Origin of the sequence: Roseibium sp. SCP15 (assembly GCF_040329435.1) — a bacterium.
Taxonomy (GTDB): domain Bacteria; phylum Pseudomonadota; class Alphaproteobacteria; order Rhizobiales; family Stappiaceae; genus Roseibium.
This window is the reverse complement of sequence record NZ_JBDZYI010000001.1, coordinates 1,133,508-1,151,796: the sequence shown is the minus strand read 5'-3', so window position 1 is coordinate 1,151,796 and position 18,289 is coordinate 1,133,508. Positions and strand designations below refer to the sequence as shown.

Below are 18,289 nucleotides of genomic sequence, written 5' to 3'. Positions count from 1 at the left end.
CACATCACCTCCAAAGAAGAAGGGGCTACCACACAGGTCAAATTAACAGCGGACAAGCCGGAATCGGAGCAAATTCGTTTTGACCGGCACTCTTGTGGTCATTTACCTTAACAAAGACATCTATCCTTGAATTTTGAAGGCCGACAAACGAGAAGGTCTTGCAGATACCGGAAACCAAATGACCGCTGCTGCCCGCAAAGCGTATGAAGAAGCCATTTCCCTGGAAGGGTCCGGAGATCTCGACAATGCGCTCGTTTGCTATTTGAAGGCCCTTGAGCTAGCGCCGCAAGACACTGAAATTGCCTACCGGACTGCGACAGCTCTTCTCCAGGCCGGATACCTTGAAGAAGCTCAGTCACAACTGCGCAGAGTAGTATTTGCAGAACCAGAGAACCTGAAAGCGCGAGCCAGTCTTGGCAATTGTCAGTTGCTGATGAACGACTTTGAGAACGCTCAGCAGAATTTTGACGAAGTACTGTCTGCTTCTGCGGACAACCTCAATGCACTTTATGGTCTCGCGAGTGTTTTTATGAAGTTGGGCGAACCGAAGAAGGCGGCGGTTCCAGCCAAAAGACTTTTCGAACTCTTGCCTGAGTCTCCCGAGGTGCTGACGCTGTTTGCCGATACCCACGCCAACGGAACACAGATTTCAGCCGCAGTCGCGGCTTATCGCAGAGCCTTGAAGATCCAGCCGGAATTTACACCGGCACTTCTGGGTCTGGCGAACCTCCTTCTTCTCAGGAAACGATTTGACGAAGTCATTGAATTGACCATACGCGCCAATCAACTGGCGCCGACCGATCCGTGGTCGTTGGAGATTCTGGCAGATGCCCTGTCAGGAAAGGGGCAGTTGGAGGATGCCTTCGAGGCCGCCGATGCAGCGCTTAAGCTCAACGGGCGTTCACAGAGCAACCTAGTGCGGCTGAGCATTCTTTCTCGAAAACTCGGCAAACACGACGCGGCCCTGGATTATGCGTTGAGAGCTCACGACCTGAATCAAGCAGCGTCTGAACCTTTGAACGCGCTTGGTGCGGCATTGGCTGCGTTGAAGTTTTCTCCGCAGGCCCGAGCCGTTCTCACTGGCCTCTCGTCCGGACGAGAACTAGACCCAGAGATCCGGAAGCTCGCAGAAGACCTGATTGCCTCAAACCCGAATAAATCTTCGGCGCCAACAGTCCAGGTTAACCAGCCGATTGGTGAGAACGTTACGGCTGGATCTTCTGTCCAGGAACAAGCGCGCACTTCAGATCCAGTTGGTTCGGAACCGAACAGCGATCAGACGGAAACCTTGGTGGGGCAGCCAAGTCTTCCAAAAGAGAAACCGCTCGGCGGTCAACTCGCGGACGACGAGCCTTTACCCAATGTATTGGGACTTCAGAGGCGAGACAGGACCTAAGTCCTGCAATTTGTCTTAGGACTTTCGCTCAAAGATTGCGATGAAAAACCCGTCTGTTCCCGTTGAAGCAGGGGTCAGCAGAAGTTCACCGCGCTCGTTTGAGTACTTCGGTGCAGGAACTCCCGGCAGCGTATCTTTCCAGACTGCAAGCGCAGACTTCGCGCTGAAGTTGGAATTTCTGCTCAGGAAGTGGGCGGCCTGATCCTCATTTTCCTGTGGCAACACCGAACAAGTTGCATACACAAGGCGCCCCCCCGGTTTCACATACTGGCTTGCATGATCAAGCACGTGTTGCTGATCTTCGATCCGGTCGTTAAGGGCCTTTTCTGCAATCCGCCATTTTGAATCCGGCCTGCGTCTCCACACTCCGGTCCCTGTGCACGGGGCGTCGATGAAAACCAGATCCATCCGCTGCTGCAGGTCCTCCAGTGATGAACTGGCCGGATCCCTCACCTGAATGTTGCGCACCCCTGCCCGCTGCAGGCGTTCGTGTATCGGAGCAAGACGTAAACGATCCGCATCATATGCGAACAACTGTCCCTTGTTTTGCATCGACGCTGCCAATGCGAGCGTTTTGCCGCCACCGCCAGCGCAATAGTCCAGCACCTGTTCGCCAGGTTTTGCTTGCGCCAGATGTGCCGCCAGCTGGCTGGCCTCGTCCTGCAATTCGAACCAGCCTTTGCGAAAACCTTCTTCAGCCTGAACGTGAGGCATCCGGCCAAGGCCCGGTTTTGCTTCAATGCGCATGCCATATGGAGAGCGTTGTGTCGGGATTGCACCAATGTGCGCAAGCCGCTTGAGCACCTTGTCTCGATCGGACTTCAAAGTGTTGGTTCGAAGATCGACCGGAGCCCGCGTGGACAGGGCACGCCCCTCTTCAATGGCGCCTTCACCGAATATCGATTGAAACCCGGGCCATAGCCATTCTGGAACATCGGCCGCCTCATGCCCCTTCATTTCCGAATCCGGTGCGTCGTTGAGGAGAGAAATTTCGCCTTCAGTCAAAGGCTCGGGTGCATGTCTGTCGAGTGCCAATGCATCCGCAAGTGCATCCACGCCTTTTTCCCAAGTGAGAGCGTAAGTTCCCAGCACCAGCGCGCGCGGTTCGGTGCTTTTCATACGTGCTGCGAGCGATGCCCGGTTTCTCAACGCATCGAAGACAAGATTGCCAATAACGGTTCGATCGCCCGAACCAGCAAACCTGTGTGCTGCTCCCCAGTCTCTCAGCGCGACCTGAACCGGACGATGGCGGTTCTCTATATCGGTCAGGACTTCTATTGCCGCCGCGAGGCGTCCGCCATCTTTCATGTCAATCCTTTGGAGCAGGTCGAGAAACCACCTGCTCCCTCAAATTACTTAAACGTTGGAAGGGTAGTTCGGGCTTTCCCGGGTAATCGTCACATCGTGAGCGTGACTTTCCCTGAGACCGGCGCCTGAAATCTGGACGAAACGCGCTTTTTCCTGGAAGTCCTCGATGTTTTTTCCACCGACATATCCCATTGCGGCCCGCAAACCGCCGGCCAGCTGATGAAGAACGCTGCCAAGAGGCCCTTTATAAGGAACCTGTCCCTCAATACCTTCGGGAACGAGCTTCAGGCTGTCGCGAACTTCTGCCTGGAAATAGCGGTCGGCCGAGCCTCGTGCCATGGCCCCGACGGAACCCATTCCACGATAGGATTTATACGACCGCCCCTGGTGCAGATAAACCTCTCCCGGGCTTTCTTCAGTACCGGCCAGCAGTGAGCCGACCATGACCGAAGCAGCGCCCGCAGCGATTGCCTTCGCAAGATCGCCTGAATATTTGATGCCACCGTCTGCAACGACCGGCACGCCCTGCTTGTTGGCTTCATTGACCGATTCCATGATCGCGGTGAGCTGGGGAACACCAACCCCTGCGACAATACGGGTCGTGCAGATGGAACCAGGACCGATACCAACCTTCACTGCATCGGCTCCAGAGTCGATCAAGGCCTTTGTCGCATCCGAAGTTGCCACGTTTCCGGCAAGAACCTGGACCGAATTGGAAAGCTTCTTCACCTGACCAACCATATCCAGCACTTTTTGGGAGTGACCATGGGCGGTATCGACAACAAGCAGGTCGACGCCTGCATCAATCAACCGTTCGGCGCGAGCAAAGCCTTCCTCTCCCACGCTCGTTGCAGCAGCAACGCGCAGGCGACCCTGGCTGTCTTTCGAAGCGTTCGGGTTGAGCTGTGCCTTCTCCATATCCTTGACCGTGATCAGACCAATACAGTTCTGGTCTTCGTCAACGACAAGCAGTTTTTCAATACGGTTCTGGTGCAACAGACGTTTTGCGTCTTCCTGGCTGACATTGTCATTCACTGTCACCAGGTTTTCGCTGGTCATCAGTTCGTGAATTTTCTGGTCGGGATTGGAGGCAAAGCGTACGTCTCGGTTGGTCAGAATACCAACGAGTTTTCCGGTAACCTGTCCACCTGCGCCGCCGTTCTGAACAACCGGTACTCCTGAAATGCCGAACCGCTTCATCAGGTCGAGAGCTTCTTTCAGCGTCGCATCCGGGCCGATCACAAGTGGGTTGACCACCATTCCGGACTCGAACTTCTTGACCATACGGACTTCTTCAGCCTGCCGGTCAAGTGAAAGGTTTCTATGAACGACGCCTATACCGCCAGCCTGCGCCATCGCGATGGCAAGACGGCCTTCCGTGACAGTGTCCATGGCGGAAGAAAGGATCGGAATGTTGAGCTCAAGATCCCGGGTTACTTTCGTGCTGAGATCCACATCGCCCGGCATGACTTCCGAGTGACCGGGAATTAGCAGTACATCATCAAAGGTCAGAGCTTGCTGCCCGGTTGATGGGACAAAGAAAGACGCCATGGCCAATTCCCCTTAATAGAATAGCTGAGACGCAGGCTCGATTTCCATCGCCTGCATCTTTCGAGTCGCTTCGGCTGTGCCGGAGAAGTTGGCGCGGGTCAATAACACGCGGGTGACAGAAAGAAAAGAGCCTTAAGGTTACACCTGCCCGTTCACTCGAAAAGTCAACAGGTCGTTCGAGGATTCAATCAAAGTGCATCGAACACCGACTTCAAGCAGGTTGATCCGGCTCAAGATCGCTTCCTCGAAAACCCTTCGCGATGACATATAGTTCAGGACTTTCCTTACGGCTGGCCGGCGGTTTCAAATGGGCAACCGACTTGAACTCGCGCTTGAGATCCTGCAGCAGAGAATTTTCGGTACCGCCCCGGAATACCTTGGCAAGGAAGGAGCCTCCCGGCACAAGGTTGCGGCGTGCGAAGTCAATGGCGATTTCGAACAGATGCGTCGTCCGAAGGTGGTCGGTCTGCTTATGACCCGTTGTGGGAGCTGCCATGTCCGACAGAACCACATCGGGCCTGTGGCCGCCAAGTGCTGTCATCAGAGCTGCCGGCGCATCGTCGTCCAGAAAGTCCTTCTGAAGGAAAGTGGCTCCGCGTACGTGGTCCATTTCCAGGTAATCGATCCCGACAACTTTCGGAGCTTCGATGCTCGATTGCACCCTTTCCACGGCGACCTGACACCATCCACCGGGAGCGCAACCCAAATCAACCACGCGATACCCAGGCTTCAGCAGTTTGTGCTTGTCGTCAATCTCGATCAGTTTGTAGGCGGCTCTGGACCGGTAGCCGTCCATTTTCGCACGGCGTACGTAAGGGTCGTTCAACTGACGCTGAAGCCAGCGCGTGGACGATTCACGACGGCCTGCGGCCGTCTTGACCTTTACATGCAGGCCACGATCCCCCGATCCTTTTTTTGAACGGCTCATGTTCTGTTCCTTTGGCGCCTGCGATCGTAGCGTTGGCCGGAATTCTTGCGTGACCAAACGCCGTCGGCTGCCATCAATTCAGTTAAAATACCTTCGCGAAGTCCACGGTCGGCGACCCGCAGACGCGAACACGTCCAGCGCCTTCTGATCGCCTCCAGAATGGCGCAGCCGGCTAGAACCAGATCCGCGCGATCGGCGCCGATGCACGGATTTTCCACACGCGCCTCATAAGGCATGTCGCGCAGCTGATCAATCATTCTTGCAACGTCATGGTCATCAAGCCAGGTTCCGTCCACGCGTCGACGGTCATAGCGTTTCAATCCCAGGTGAACCCCGGCCAGGGTGGTCACGGTTCCGGATGTACCCAGCATGTGCACCCGCCCGGAGGCGATTGCTTCAGACAATGTGTCGGACAAGCTGAATGCGGACAGATGCTCTGCGGCGTCTTCAACCATCGCTTCGAAGACATCCGGCGTTACATGAACGCCGCCGTGTCGCTCGGCAAGATTGACCACGCCAACCGGAAGAGAAATCCAGGACCGGATAAATCGTGTCAGCGCGTACCCTCTCGCCCCGCATCGGTTCCTGAGGTCGAGCCAGACAATTTCGGATGATCCACCACCAATATCGAACAGAATGACGCCGTCGGCTTCGTGGTCGACCAGCGAGGCACACCCGGCGACTGCGAGACGGGCTTCGGTTTCCCGATTCACCACCTCAAGAGCCAGACCGGTCTCCGTTTTCACGCGTTCAATAAACTCGTTGCCGTTTTCTGCTGCGCGGCAGGCTTCAGTCGCAATCAGCCGTGATCGTGCAACGCCTCTATCGGCGAGTTTGCGGTGACAATTGGCCAGAGCCTCTATCGCCCGGTCCATTGCAGCATTGCTCAAACGTCGGTTGGAACCGACACCCTCACCAAGCCTGACGATCCTTGAATAAGCGTCAACGACCCGGAATCCTCGTTCCTCCGGGCGTGCAATCAGCAAACGGCAATTGTTGGTCCCAAGGTCCAGGGCCGCGTAAAGCGGAGAACTGTTTCTTGGACTTCTTGATCGATCCTTGTGTTGACCAGGTCGTCGGGGCCGCTGCCCCTCGCCCCGGGCTTTCGGAAGACGTATGTCGGCGTCGCGCTTCTGACGCTCATCCGGATTGGTTTGGCCAAGTTGAGTAGGATTGCGCACGGAAACATCCTGCTCGGCTGGTGTCCCTGCGGTATCAGCATGGCCCTGATGGCCGTTTGTCGCTTTTTTGGATGCCTGCCAACGCCGTCGCCCGCGCCTGCGCGCTGCTTTTTTGCCCTTCAGGCTGGTTGCCGTATCCGCGGACTTCTGTCCATTCGGCAACGCCTCTGACAGGCCGGATTCGAGAGAAGCGGCTTGCATCGTCGAAGGTTGCTTCGAGCCCCCGCGCCGTCGCTTTTTTCGTTTTTTCTCAGGTGCAGATGCACCTTTCTCGTCTTGCGCACTCACACCATGCGCAATCGTCGCTTTGTCGACGGATCCGGTACCAGCAGGGATCGGAGCTTGTCCTGATCCTTTAGGTCCATCAGTTGCAGTGGCAATTTGCTGCCCTACAACATTGCCTTTTGGACCTTTTCCCGAGCGACGCTTTCTGCGCCGCCTGTTAGGGCCCTTGAACTCTGAACGAGTTCTGCTGTCTCCGGACACATCAGCGGTACGACGCCCGTGATCGGGCGGTTCCTGACCTGATTCAGTCACGCTATTGCCTTTCAGGCCCGGTGCGCCTGCCATTTCAAGCGGTGCAGCCAAGGCCATATCTGTCGTTGCGAAAACTCTATCAGGTTGACGGCTGACGGGAAAGCACTCGTTCACACAAAACACACGCGCCCTTCGCACCGTCTGTATGGGCGCAGTTTTCACAAAAAAGTCAAAAACGGCTCTTGCATTCCGGATTATGATAGATGTATATGCCCTTCACCGACTGAGCAGCCCTCTCTCGAGTTGCAAAGCTCCCGGTCGTTGCCTCGGAAATCCGAGCATTGTTGGGGAATAGGTTAACGGTAGACCCGCGGACTCTGACTCCGTTAGTCCTGGTTCGAATCCAGGTTCCCCAGCCAATTTCTTCTGAATAGTTTAAGTCCTTTGCGCCTAGCTTTTAGGATGTCGTTTCAAATTCTCGTCGCATACATGTTGCAGGGGCCTCCTGCAGTTTCCGTCGATTTCCGAGGTATTCCTGCAAATCCCTGCGACAGGATTTATCTCGAACGCACAATCGCATCACGCGGACCTTCGGAACTCAGGAAACGTGCAAACGCGACACCTGTTGCGTCTCTCAACTTGTGAGTTATCGTCTAATCTCTTGAACCATTTGTTGTGCTTTGGACGCTGCCTGGTTCAAACGCATTCGCCCAGGACCCGGGAGGCACCAAAATGGCTGGTTTCATCAGGTTGGATCCCCATAACCCGAAAGGCAAAGGCCTGGATGCCTGGGAAGTTATCCCTCCCGACTGGCTGACAGGACCTGTTCCGGACCAGCGTGGGGTGAAAGCGTATGAGAACAACGGTCTGTGCGTTGGTACCTGGGAAAACCATGGCGGCAGCGCGACGAGCACCCATCCATACCCGCTGTTTGAGTTAATGCAACTCATCGACGGAGAAGTCACCATCATCGATGAAGCGGGTAAGAAAGATGTCATTTCGGCCGGGCAGGCCTTCTTCCTGCCTCAGGGGTTCAAATGCTCTTGGGATATGACGAAATACTATCGGAAGTATTTCATGACTCTCCATAAGGAGGATTATCCGTCAGAGACTGACCAAGCCAAATTGAAATGCATCCGTCTCATTGCAAACCCGACAGATGATGAACTGGACGATGTGAGCAAGCTGACAGATGGGCTTGTTACGTGGGCACCGCATCAACGACATAACCTCGCCTATGAATCGAGTGACGAGCGGATCCAGGTAGGAACGCTGGTGTCCGGGCCGTGTGAGATCCCCATCAAGTCATTCAACCGTAGCGAATTGATTTGCGTGCAGCACGGAACTGTCACTGTGACAAGTCCGGACCAGGAGGAAACCTTCGCTGCCGGTGAGAGTTTTTTCGTGCCACGGCATGCGTCGGTCGGTTGGCGCTCGGAAGCCGAGCTCCGCGCATATTTTTTCGCGGTGTGGCCGTAGGCTCGAAAGGCGTTCGTTGAGCATCGATCAGGACCGAACGTGTCTCAAAACATTTGAAGACGAACAGATATTTTCCTACAATTTCCGGTATACAATCACGAAGCAACGGTACTTTCATGACGGTTCTAGTATTTGGTGGCTCCGGGACAATCGGTCGATTACTTGTGCCGATCCTTCATGCAAGCGGTGTTCAAATCCGGGTTGCAACGCGGTCGAAAGAGTATGCTGAAACTCTGCCCATCGGTGTGGAGGCGGTCATTGCCGACATGGATGATCCGGCCAGTCTGCGGCGCGCTTTCGAGGGCATTGAGACCGTGTTTTTGCTGGTTGCTCATGATCCTCTGGAAACCCAGCGCGGGCTGGTGACCCTCGCAATCGCAGACGAGGCTTCCTGCAAGTATATCGTCTACTTGTCGAACCATATGTCGACGCTCTCACCGCTCGTCCCACATTCAGGTTCAAAATTAGCGATCGAAACTGCTTTACGGTACACGGGAATACCGCACACAATATTGCGACCTACGAACTTTGCTCAAAACGATCTGTGGCTGAAAGATGCTATTGTTGCAGGCGCTTACCCTTGGCCGATAGGCAATTTTCCCGTGACCCGTATCGACGTTCGAGACGTCGCACTTGCAGCAGCAAACTTGCTCCAAAACCCACGTGCGAAAAATGAAGCATTCACCTTGTCGACCTTGGATGCCCCCAACGGTGAAGATACCGCTGCGCTGTGGTCCAGGGCACTAGGCCGCACTGTCGTCTATCCCAACCATACGCCGGAAGAATTCGAAGCAGAAATGGAAACATTGATGCCATCATGGTTCAACTTCGATTTGCTGATCATGAACCGCTATTTTCAACGATATGGCTGTCCTGTAGATGCGCAAGACCTTGAAGCGCAAACAATCCTTCTGCCAGACGGTCCCCGCAGTTACGCATCCTTTGTCGAGGAGACAGCGGCGTCCTGGAACAGCGAGTGATAGTGCGGCTGACAACAAGCGCTGTGGTTTCGTCTAAAAGAGTGTTCCTCCAGGGGGCCTTGGGATTCCAATTCTGTTTCAGCTCTTTCAGTTTGCGCGCATCAGACACTTCCACGCCGCCAAATCAGGATTTGTCCTTGAGGACGCTGTCTTCAGAAGTGCTTTTTCGATGTGATCGATTTGGGCAGTGGCGCGTGGTGGCCGGTGTTCGAGACCTTGATATCCTCGGAGAGGCTGTATGAACTGATCTTGGCGGTATTCTCGTAGGGCTGCATCTCGAAAACCAGCACGCTCTCCGCGTCCTCGATAAGTTGCGGGAGTTCCTCTTCCCTGCACCAGTAATATGTTGTCGCGAATTTCACGAAGAGCTGGCCCTTGTCGCGATACTGATAGATCCATTTCTTGTGATGCTCGCGCATTCGCTCCACAAAGTCGCGCTGGTCGGATTTCACAATACCGATATAGATCGGCTTGAGCGCTCCAGTGGTGGTGAGGCCGTGGCTCTTGCGCCACCCCTCAATCGCGGATCGACGAGCTGGTTCAAAGCTTGTGTCCTCAAAGAACATATAGATCCCGAATAGCGAGCTGTAGGCGTTCCTCAGCGCCGCTTTGACCTGGAAGGTTGTAGACGAAGCGGTGGTTGGGCCAGAGGTCAGATTGCCGACGAAATCAAACTTCCGGCTCCAGTGGAGCTCAATCTTCCGGTCCATGGTCAGGCCCTTTGTCAATCCAACTGACGGCTCTAGTCTACCTGAGACCTGCGCCTCTCTAAAGTGCACTGAGTTGCCTGCACACGGACGTTGGTGGTGCCTTGTTATTGCGCAACGGTAAAGACTACTCCGACAAGCGCGCCGGGAGCGCCGATAATGTACCAAGTCCAGTCAATTGCGGATCGTTCGTGGCGTTCCTGATGCGCGTTCACTAGTCTGGGGTTTGAGACTGCCGGGCGCGCTCATTCAGTGTGTCATGCATTGCCCTGATATCTTCTGGCCATGTGGATTTGATCCACGAAAGAACCGCGACAATTTCGTCATCCGAAAGCGTGTCGGAAAATCCCGGCATAGCGGAGTTCAAGCCTTCAATATCAAGGGCCTGAGCAGTACCGAGCTTCGTGATCTTGAAAAGCAGCTCATCGGCATGATGCCAGGTGTGCCCGGTTTCGTCATGTGGAGGTGCCCGCAAAGACCCGTCCGGATTGGGTGATTGCCAATTCGGTTCGCCTTCAAGGTCAGCTCCGTGACAAGAGGCACAGTAGCTTGCGTATATGTCTGCACCCTGGCACACGAGAACCGAGTTTTCGGGTTGCAGGAACCCGGCCGTGGTGGCCGCGGTACCAGTTTCTTCTGCGGTCTTGTTCGCTAGGTAACCTGTCAGCATCGCGACGAAAATCAGAAGACTGACGAGGAAAGACCATAGGATCAGCGCTTTTTTCATCGTTCCATCAGAACCGAATTTTACGAGAATGAGATAGGTGACCTCAAAGGCCAACTTTCTCCGATAGCCCTTGGAGGAGCGAGGGCGCGCGCCTTTGGGCCCGCCCTCCTCCGTTACGACTGAACTCAGCGACCTGTCGTCATATAGACTTCAGGCGCGTGTGACGGGGTCACACCAAGAGAATAAACGGTGTATTCCGCGCTTGGATCATATCCCATTCCCAATGAGCCTTCAGGCATGCCAGGTACGGCAATGCCGCGAATGTCCGGACGTTCGGTCATCCACTTGTCTATGGCCTCCAATGGAACATGGCCCTCAATGATGTATTTCCGGTCGTTTCCGATCACTGCGGTATGACAAGCCTGCATATCGTCAGGAATACCTGCCTGTTGCTTGATGGATGAAAGATCTTCCAAATCTTCGACAACGACCCAGTAGCCTGCCGCTTCAACAGCTTCGGTCCAGACTTCACAACACCCACACCAGGGCGATTTGTACACAGTCATTGTTTTTTCTTCATCTGCCTGCGTGGGCACTGCCAGTGTCAGCAAACCGGCAAGGGCGAGAAATGCGGTGGTAAATTTGGTCATTTTGAACCTCCGACATTCGAAGAACCGTGACAGGATTTGCCCATGAGACGATGCAGAACAAAGTGCATCGCAAGGCAACCAAGCAAGGGAACTGCAACCAACATCGTTTCCACGAATGATTGATCAGCCGGCGCGTATGCTAAATAGATACCAGTTCCAACAAACATGGCAGCGCAACAGGCAACCATGAACAGATTGGCCCCAGACAACATTTTGGGCCTTTCAGATTTCGGGTTGGCTGTCCCTGCGGTGTTTGCCCCCGCAGACTGACCACGAGCGTCAATTGTTTCGATTTCCATTTGCGTTTACCTGCAAGCATGGCGAACACCGCTCACCGGACACGGATGAGCTAATTGGAACAGGTGTTCGCATTATAAGTTTTGAAGTGCGATTGGTAAGGGGCATTTGCCCCATTTCGGCAGGTCAGCGCTGTTTGGGAGGATTGTCCGGTTGGCGCAGGATTACAGACGAAAAAATTGCAAGAGGAACGGTCTCAATAATGCGCTCAGAGACAAACTCGGACGAAAAGTCGACGAGATAAAAAACACCGCAGTCAATACTGCAGCTTGCAAAGCCCCCAGCTCCACCAACTGTGCCAGCATCACCACAACATTGGTCGTGGTGGGTCATTCCCATCATGACGGCGTCGATCGCCGCATGATCGGTGTTTTGCTGTGAAGTGATCTCTGAAATTTCTGCTTGCCCAGCACTTAATGCTGCGGCCGTGTGAACCCCAGCAAATACAACGACAAGCAGTGCAATCAGCAAACTACGCATGGGGACCATTTAGCCTGATCAGGTGCGAAATGGTATGGGCCAGATTGGCGCAGTTGTTTCAAGATATCCACTCAGAAACAAAATAATCTTTTTTTTCATATGCTTATCTGTAGTTATAGAGTTTTTGCTTTAGAACCGTGCTTGCCTCCCAAACCTGCTTTTTTCAGGCTCAACATCAGTCGTTTCTTGAATGCTTCATCAAGCAGCCAAACTGACAGTATGTTTTGAATTTCGGTTTCAAGATCCGGTCGTTGCGCAATCAGTTTCTCAAGTGCTTCCTGGGCGGAAGCGTGGTTGTTCAACTCCGCATTCAGCACGGTCCGCCAAAGATGCGTCCAAAAGAAGTCCGGCATCTTGATCCTGTCGAGTTTTGCGAGTGCCTGGCGAAACTCCTGCTGCTCGTAGTGATAGAACACCCAGGGAAAATGGTACCAGTGAGGATGGACCGGATTGAGCGCGATTGCCTTGTCCATGATTGCGAGCCCTTCTTGCCAGGACCCGCTGAGCGCAAGTCTCAGGGCAAAGTGAGCCAGAATTGCATTGTCATTCGGGTTCAAGGATGTGGCCCTTTCGCCTGACTTCCGAAAACCTTCCAGATCACCGGCCACGAACCGAACGTTTGCCTGCATGAGATGTGCAGAGGCTGAATGCGGATCCAGTTCCACCGCACGATTTGCCGCCTCTTCAGCACGTGCGAAGAGTTCCTGGCTGTCTCCTTCCAATGCAAAACGGATCTGCTGCAGATAGAGGTTCGACAACACTGCCCAGGCTTCCGCGTAGTCGGGTTCAAGCGCAATGGCCCGTTCGATACAGGACTTTACTTCGCCATGACGTTCAAGATTGATGGTGATCTGATAGCTGTAATATTCCAGCACGCAGTCATAGGCGCTGCGGTTTTCTGGAGGACGGCGCGAAGCTTCATTCATGGCTTGCTTGGAAAGGATGCCGTATTTGCCCGCAAGATTGCCAATCACCTCCCGGGTAATGAGATTCTGGGCATCATATATTTCTTTCGGACTGCTGACTGTGTCGTAACTGTGAACCCAGATGTACCGGTCGGTTTCCAAGTCCACCAGACGAGCCGTTATGTTCAAGGTACCAACAGCAGCTGAAACACTCCCTTCAAGGACGTAATCAGCTCCGAACTCGGATCTCAGATCGGCTTGACCCGATTGACCACTCCGATAGCGCCCAACTGTTCCCAGCGGTAGCACCCAAAGGTCCCGAAATCGCACGAGCTCGGTCGTCAGTTGCTGAGTGATACCGTCAGCGACATAACTGGGTCCGTCACCCAAGGGAGTGAATGGCAATACAGCAATTGTCGGCCCTTTGGGCAAACCGGCGTCATCTGGTCCGACTTGCTTGTTCATGGGCAAGAAGATGTAGACGCCTACAAGCACCAGACTGACAAAAGTTACAGCCGCGAAGAGAGGCAGTAGCCACGGCTGACCAAAGTTCAAAAATCCTGACCGTTTTTCAACGAGGCCTTCTGGTATTGGTGCTGGTTCAGATACATTGGCAATCGCTTCAAAGCGGGGAACGTAAGTCCCTTTCGGAATCGATATCCTGATCGGTTCATCACGCCCCGGACCGGCATAGTAACCATCGATGTCTCTGCGTAGTCTGCGCGCCTCAAGGCGAACAATCGGATCAGTCTGCTGGTCAAAGGTGTCATCTCGGCCAAAGACCGACATGGCGATAGCCACACCCTTGATCTGGTCGGCCCGTCCAGCCAGGGTTTCATCGACGACATAGGTCAAAAACGCCTTGCGTTGCGGCGTGGCAGCAAATTCCGGATGGTTCAACATACGCTGCAACTGGGTGCGTATCGAGTGCTCCGAAGCTGTTTGTCCGGTTTCAGCTGGCACGGGTAAATCCCTAACAAATCAGATTTTTTCAAAAACACCCCTATGTAACACTCTCAACCACCCATGTAGCAACATGTTCGTACTTCACGCTTCCAGAGTGGTGCCTACGATGACCGCGCTTCCAAGTTGCCAGGCGCGCACCGAGTCGTCGAGGAGACCCACGCTCTGTGTCTATTTCACGTCATTCACATTCCAGGACGGTCCCGCTTGTCGATTGGTCAGCCTCCTTTGGTGCTTGTTCTTTCGCAAAACAAAAGAACCCTTTCAGCATGAAGCGACGCGACGTTCATGCCCTGACCTCAGCACTTTCAATACCGTCTGCTAAGGGTCTGGCGAAACCTGCAAATGGTTTGCGAGCCGAGCATGGCTCCTTGAGGGACGTATCTGCTCCCGGCAAACGTATCGAACTCACAGCAAAACCTTGGATAGAGAGAATGGGAAAAGATTAAATTTGATCTTGAATATTGACGTAGCGGCAGTTTCAGCCTCTGATTGATCTGCCGACAACCAAGGCATTGGCGTATTTCATTTTTTCAAATCTTCGTCAATGCACATGGGAAGGACTGAGCCATGCATTTTCGAATAAATTTGTTGGCCACGAAACTGGCCATCTGCGCCGTTGGGGCCTTTGCCCTTTCGGACGTAGCGCCGGTTCTGGCGCAAGACGCGGACAAACCGAACATACTGGTTATCTGGGGTGATGATATTGGCCAGTCCAATATATCCGCCTACACATTTGGTCTGATGGGCTACAAGACGCCCAATATTGACCGGGTTGCCAACGAAGGCATGATGTTCACCGACTATTATGGCGAGCAGTCGTGTACGGCAGGTCGATCCTCCTACATCATGGGACAGAGCGTGTACCGCACAGGCCTTTCAAAGGTCGGGTTGCCGGGTGCGGAGCTCGGCATGCAGGAAGAAGACCCCACGATCGCAGGCCTTCTCAAGGCTGAAGGCTATGTCACCGGGCAGTTCGGAAAAAACCACCTAGGCGACAAGGACGAGCACCTTCCGACAAACCACGGTTTCGATGAATTTTTCGGCAACCTTTATCACCTGAATGCAGAAGAAGAACCCGAGAACGAAGACTATCCCGGTGACATGGTGCTGGCTGACGGCAGAACATTCCGTGAAGCCTTCGGTCCACGTGGTGTCATTAAGTCGGCAGCCGACGGAACCATTGAAGACACCGGTCCGCTGACGAAAAAACGGATGGAAACCGTTGACGATGAAACTGTTGCCGCAGCGATCGACTTCATCAAACGAGCTCATGATCAGGGCAAGCCGTTTTACGTCTGGTGGAACGGTACACGGATGCATTTCCGCACCCACGTGAAGGACGAACTGGACGGTATCTCCGGTCAGGATGAATACTCGGACGGCATGGTCGAACACGATATGCATGTCGGACAGTTGCTGGACGCCCTTGATGAACTCGGCATTGCCGACAATACAATTGTGCACTATTCGACCGACAACGGACCACATTACAATACCTGGCCGGATGCCGCTTCGACGCCGTTCTTCGGTGAGAAGAACACCAACTGGGAAGGTGGATGGCGGGTGCCGTCCATGGTTCGCTGGCCGGGCAAGATTGAAGCTGGTGCTGTATCAAATGACATCATGCACCACATGGACTGGCTGCCGACCTACCTGGCCGCTGCCGGTGTTCCAGACATCAAGGAACAGCTGAAGGAAGGCGGCGTTCAGGCAATCGGCCGTGAGTACAAGGTCCACCTCGACGGCTATAACTTCCTGCCGTTCCTGCTTGGAGATGAAGACAAGGGCCCGCGGGCGGAAATCTTCTATTTCTCCGACGACGGTGATCTGACCGCTTTGCGCTGGAACGACTGGAAACTGGTCTTCCTGGAGCAGAAAGCCTACCAGACGTTGCGTGCCTGGATTGAACCTTTCACGCCGCTGCGTATCCCATTGGTCTTCAACCTGCGCCGTGATCCGTACGAGCGCTCGTACAGAACCTCCAATACCTATTACGACTGGCTGTTGGACAGGGCATATCTTCTGGTGCCGGCACAGCAATATGTCGGAAACTTCCTGGAGACCTTCCAGGAATTCCCACCACGCCAGAAGGCTGCAAGTTTCTCGCTTGACCAGGTGATGGAGAAACTGTCCGACCCGGGCGGCGCACAGTAAGGACCAGCATCCTAGTTCACTGCGGCGGGCTTCGGTCCGCCGCAAATGTCATTTGATAAACTGTTCAGCGCAGTGGCCTGCTGGAGGAGCAAATGCGCTTATTCTCCTTAATTGTTGTTTTGGTCCTGACAACCGGTACCGCCTTTTCCGATCCCCTGCCCTCTTGGAATGCAGATGAGGCTAAGGCGCGTATCCTTGCATTTGTGGATGCGGTGACAGACCCGAAATCTGAAGACTATGTAACACCGGCTGAAAGAATTGCCGTGTTTGATAACGACGGGACACTTTGGGCTGAAAAACCCGTCTATTTCCAGTTGCTGTATGCTCTTGACCGTCTCAAGCAAAAAGCAGAAGCAGACCCGTCAATCCTGACCAGCGATACTCTCAAGGCCGCAGCAGCGGGTGATCTGGAGAAAGTCGCCGAGAGCGGCGAAGACGGACTGCTTGAAATCGTCATGGTTTCCCACTCCGGACTTACGGTTGATGAATTTCAAAAAGACGTTGCCGAGTGGTTGGAAACGGCCAGACACCCCACAAAACAGATGGCCTATACGGATATGACCTACCAGCCGATGCTCGAGTTGTTACGTCATCTTCGGGACAATGGCTTTACCACATACATCGTTTCTGGCGGTGGCCTTCACTTCATGCGCGCGTTCGCAGAAGAAGCCTATGGCATTCCTCCTGAACAGGTCATCGGCAGTACCGGCAAGACCAGATATGAAGTCGTTGACGGTGTGCCGACAATCTTGAAGGACCCGGGCATCGCCTTCGTTGACGACAAGGCCGGAAAACCGGTGGCAATCGACAGCAGAATCGGCCGTTTGCCAATCTTTGTTGGCGGCAACTCGGACGGTGACTTTCAGATGCTGGAATGGGCGACGTCCGCTGAAGGTCCCCGCCTGGGAGTTCTTGTCCACCACACCGACGATCAACGTGAATGGGCCTACGACCGCGACAGCCATGTCGGCAAATTGGAAAGAGGACTTGAAGAAGGTCCGGGTCGGGGCTGGATACTCATCGATATGGCCAAGGACTGGAACCGTGTCTGGTCCGGGGCGGCAAACTAGCGATCAAACAGCGGACAAACGGTTTACCCGCGCCTCAACTTGTTTCCATTGCTTTTACAGGAATTGTTTTCAATGTCAGACGCGCTTCCAAGGATAAAGGATCTCAAGCTGCGCATGCAGCAGTCAATAATTGGCCAGGAAGACGTCATAGACCGATTGATCATTGGGCTGCTTGCGAATGGCAACCTGTTGGTTGAGGGATTGCCGGGATTGGCCAAGACACGGGCGATCAAGGCATTGGCGAACAACCTGCAGGCAGATTTCAGCCGTATCCAATTCACACCTGATCTTCTGCCCTCGGACGTGACGGGAACGGAGGTGTATCACCAGTCTGGTGGTAGTGGCACGTTCCGTTTCGAACCAGGCCCCATATTCGCCAACATCGTGCTGGCGGATGAAATCAATCGGGCCCCGGCTAAAGTTCAGGCTGCATTGCTGGAGGCCATGGAAGAACGTCAGGTGACGGTTTCGGGCAGAACCCACAAGATGGAACCGCTGTTCATGGTCATGGCAACCCAGAACCCGGTTGAGCAGGAAGGGACCTATCCGCTTCCTGAAGCGCAGATGGATCGATTTCTGATGCATGTGCTTATCAGTTACCCTCCGGTGGAAGACGAAGTTCAGGTTATTCGACTTGTTCGTGGAGAAGAAGTTTCAGTGCTTCGTCCGGCAAAGCAAGACAATGATCAGCAAGACAACGGGATGACCCAGGTCTCGTCACGAATTACCCAGGACACTGTTTTTTCAGCGAGATCTGAGATCTCCAGCATTCATGTATCAGAGCCGATCGAGCGCTACATGGCAGACCTTGTTTATGCGACAAGAACACCTGAACTGTACTCCGATGATCTAAGGCGCTGGATTGAAGTCGGAGCAAGCCCACGTGCGTCGATTGCTCTCGACAAATGCAGCCGCACACATGCCTGGTTGGCCGGCCGCGACTATGTCGACCCGATGGATGTTCAAGCAATCGCGCATGATGTTTTTCGCCATCGTCTCACCTTGAGTTTTGAAGCCGATGGAGACGGCATATCGCCGGACAAGGCGGTCGATGAGATCGTAACCCAGGTCGCTTTGCCGTGAGGAGAGAACA

Annotated in this window: 15 protein-coding genes and 1 tRNA gene; 7 read left to right on the top strand and 9 right to left on the bottom strand. The window is 54.1% G+C overall.

The window, feature by feature from the left end; translation table 11 throughout:
- Window positions 1-178 precede the first annotated feature (178 nt).
- Window positions 179-1,396 (top strand): tetratricopeptide repeat protein, encoded by a 1,218-nt coding sequence (locus ABLO27_RS05170; protein WP_353030983.1) that lies wholly within the window; start codon window positions 179-181, stop codon window positions 1,394-1,396.
- A gap of 15 nt (window positions 1,397-1,411) precedes the next feature.
- Here the strand turns inward: ABLO27_RS05170 and ABLO27_RS05165 are convergent, their stop codons facing one another.
- From ABLO27_RS05165 to ABLO27_RS05150, 4 genes are all read right to left on the bottom strand, one after another.
- Window positions 1,412-2,704 (bottom strand): RsmB/NOP family class I SAM-dependent RNA methyltransferase, encoded by a 1,293-nt coding sequence (locus tag ABLO27_RS05165; protein WP_353030982.1) that lies wholly within the window; start codon window positions 2,702-2,704, stop codon window positions 1,412-1,414.
- Between the two features lie 48 nt (window positions 2,705-2,752).
- Window positions 2,753-4,255, bottom strand: a complete 1,503-nt coding sequence (gene guaB, locus ABLO27_RS05160; protein ID WP_353030980.1) for an IMP dehydrogenase — start codon at window positions 4,253-4,255, stop codon at window positions 2,753-2,755.
- A gap of 211 nt (window positions 4,256-4,466) precedes the next feature.
- Window positions 4,467-5,183 carry an RlmE family RNA methyltransferase gene (locus ABLO27_RS05155; RefSeq protein WP_353030978.1) on the bottom strand — a complete coding sequence of 239 codons (717 nt, stop codon included), beginning with the start codon at window positions 5,181-5,183 and terminating at the stop codon, window positions 4,467-4,469.
- On the bottom strand, window positions 5,180-6,565 hold the full coding sequence (locus ABLO27_RS05150; protein ID WP_353030976.1) for a Ppx/GppA phosphatase family protein: 1,386 nt from the start codon (window positions 6,563-6,565) through the stop codon (window positions 5,180-5,182). Before ABLO27_RS05150 ends, ABLO27_RS05155 begins: the two co-directional genes overlap by 4 nt.
- A gap of 621 nt (window positions 6,566-7,186) precedes the next feature.
- Here ABLO27_RS05150 and ABLO27_RS05145 point away from each other — a divergent pair.
- From ABLO27_RS05145 to ABLO27_RS05135, 3 genes are all read left to right on the top strand, one after another.
- Window positions 7,187-7,260: transfer RNA gene (locus ABLO27_RS05145), tRNA-Gln, on the top strand.
- Window positions 7,261-7,573: 313 nt separating this feature from the next.
- On the top strand, window positions 7,574-8,320 hold the full coding sequence (locus ABLO27_RS05140; RefSeq protein ID WP_353030975.1) for a cupin domain-containing protein: 747 nt from the start codon (window positions 7,574-7,576) through the stop codon (window positions 8,318-8,320).
- A gap of 116 nt (window positions 8,321-8,436) precedes the next feature.
- Window positions 8,437-9,300, top strand: coding sequence for an SDR family oxidoreductase (locus ABLO27_RS05135; RefSeq protein ID WP_353030974.1), 864 nt, complete (start codon window positions 8,437-8,439; stop codon window positions 9,298-9,300).
- A 152-nt stretch (window positions 9,301-9,452) separates the two neighbouring features.
- On the opposite strand, the gene ABLO27_RS05130 is transcribed toward ABLO27_RS05135, so the two are convergent.
- The 5 genes from ABLO27_RS05130 to ABLO27_RS05110 form a co-directional block, all read right to left on the bottom strand.
- Window positions 9,453-10,010 (bottom strand): hypothetical protein, encoded by a 558-nt coding sequence (locus ABLO27_RS05130; protein ID WP_353030973.1) that lies wholly within the window; start codon window positions 10,008-10,010, stop codon window positions 9,453-9,455.
- A gap of 211 nt (window positions 10,011-10,221) precedes the next feature.
- A complete protein-coding gene (locus ABLO27_RS05125; protein ID WP_353030972.1) occupies window positions 10,222-10,788 on the bottom strand; it encodes a c-type cytochrome in 567 nt (188 codons plus the stop codon).
- Window positions 10,789-10,859: 71 nt separating this feature from the next.
- Window positions 10,860-11,324: a DUF411 domain-containing protein gene (locus ABLO27_RS05120; RefSeq protein WP_353030971.1), complete on the bottom strand. Its 465-nt coding sequence runs from the start codon at window positions 11,322-11,324 to the stop codon at window positions 10,860-10,862.
- Between the two features lie 423 nt (window positions 11,325-11,747).
- The gene (locus ABLO27_RS05115; protein ID WP_353030970.1) at window positions 11,748-12,101 is read right to left on the bottom strand and encodes a hypothetical protein; all 354 of its coding nucleotides are present in this window, start codon (window positions 12,099-12,101) and stop codon (window positions 11,748-11,750) included.
- A gap of 113 nt (window positions 12,102-12,214) precedes the next feature.
- On the bottom strand, window positions 12,215-13,969 hold the full coding sequence (locus ABLO27_RS05110; RefSeq protein WP_353030968.1) for a tetratricopeptide repeat protein: 1,755 nt from the start codon (window positions 13,967-13,969) through the stop codon (window positions 12,215-12,217).
- 570 nt (window positions 13,970-14,539) lie between these two features.
- Between ABLO27_RS05110 and ABLO27_RS05105 the strand changes: the two genes are divergently transcribed.
- The 3 genes from ABLO27_RS05105 to ABLO27_RS05095 all read left to right on the top strand — a co-directional run bounded on the left by ABLO27_RS05105 (window position 14,540) and on the right by ABLO27_RS05095 (window position 18,279).
- On the top strand, window positions 14,540-16,126 hold the full coding sequence (locus ABLO27_RS05105) for an arylsulfatase (protein WP_353030967.1): 1,587 nt from the start codon (window positions 14,540-14,542) through the stop codon (window positions 16,124-16,126).
- A 92-nt stretch (window positions 16,127-16,218) separates the two neighbouring features.
- A complete protein-coding gene (locus tag ABLO27_RS05100) occupies window positions 16,219-17,196 on the top strand; it encodes an HAD family hydrolase (RefSeq protein WP_353030965.1) in 978 nt (325 codons plus the stop codon).
- A 72-nt stretch (window positions 17,197-17,268) separates the two neighbouring features.
- Window positions 17,269-18,279, top strand: a complete 1,011-nt coding sequence (locus ABLO27_RS05095; protein WP_353030964.1) for an AAA family ATPase — start codon at window positions 17,269-17,271, stop codon at window positions 18,277-18,279.
- Window positions 18,280-18,289 lie beyond the last annotated feature (10 nt).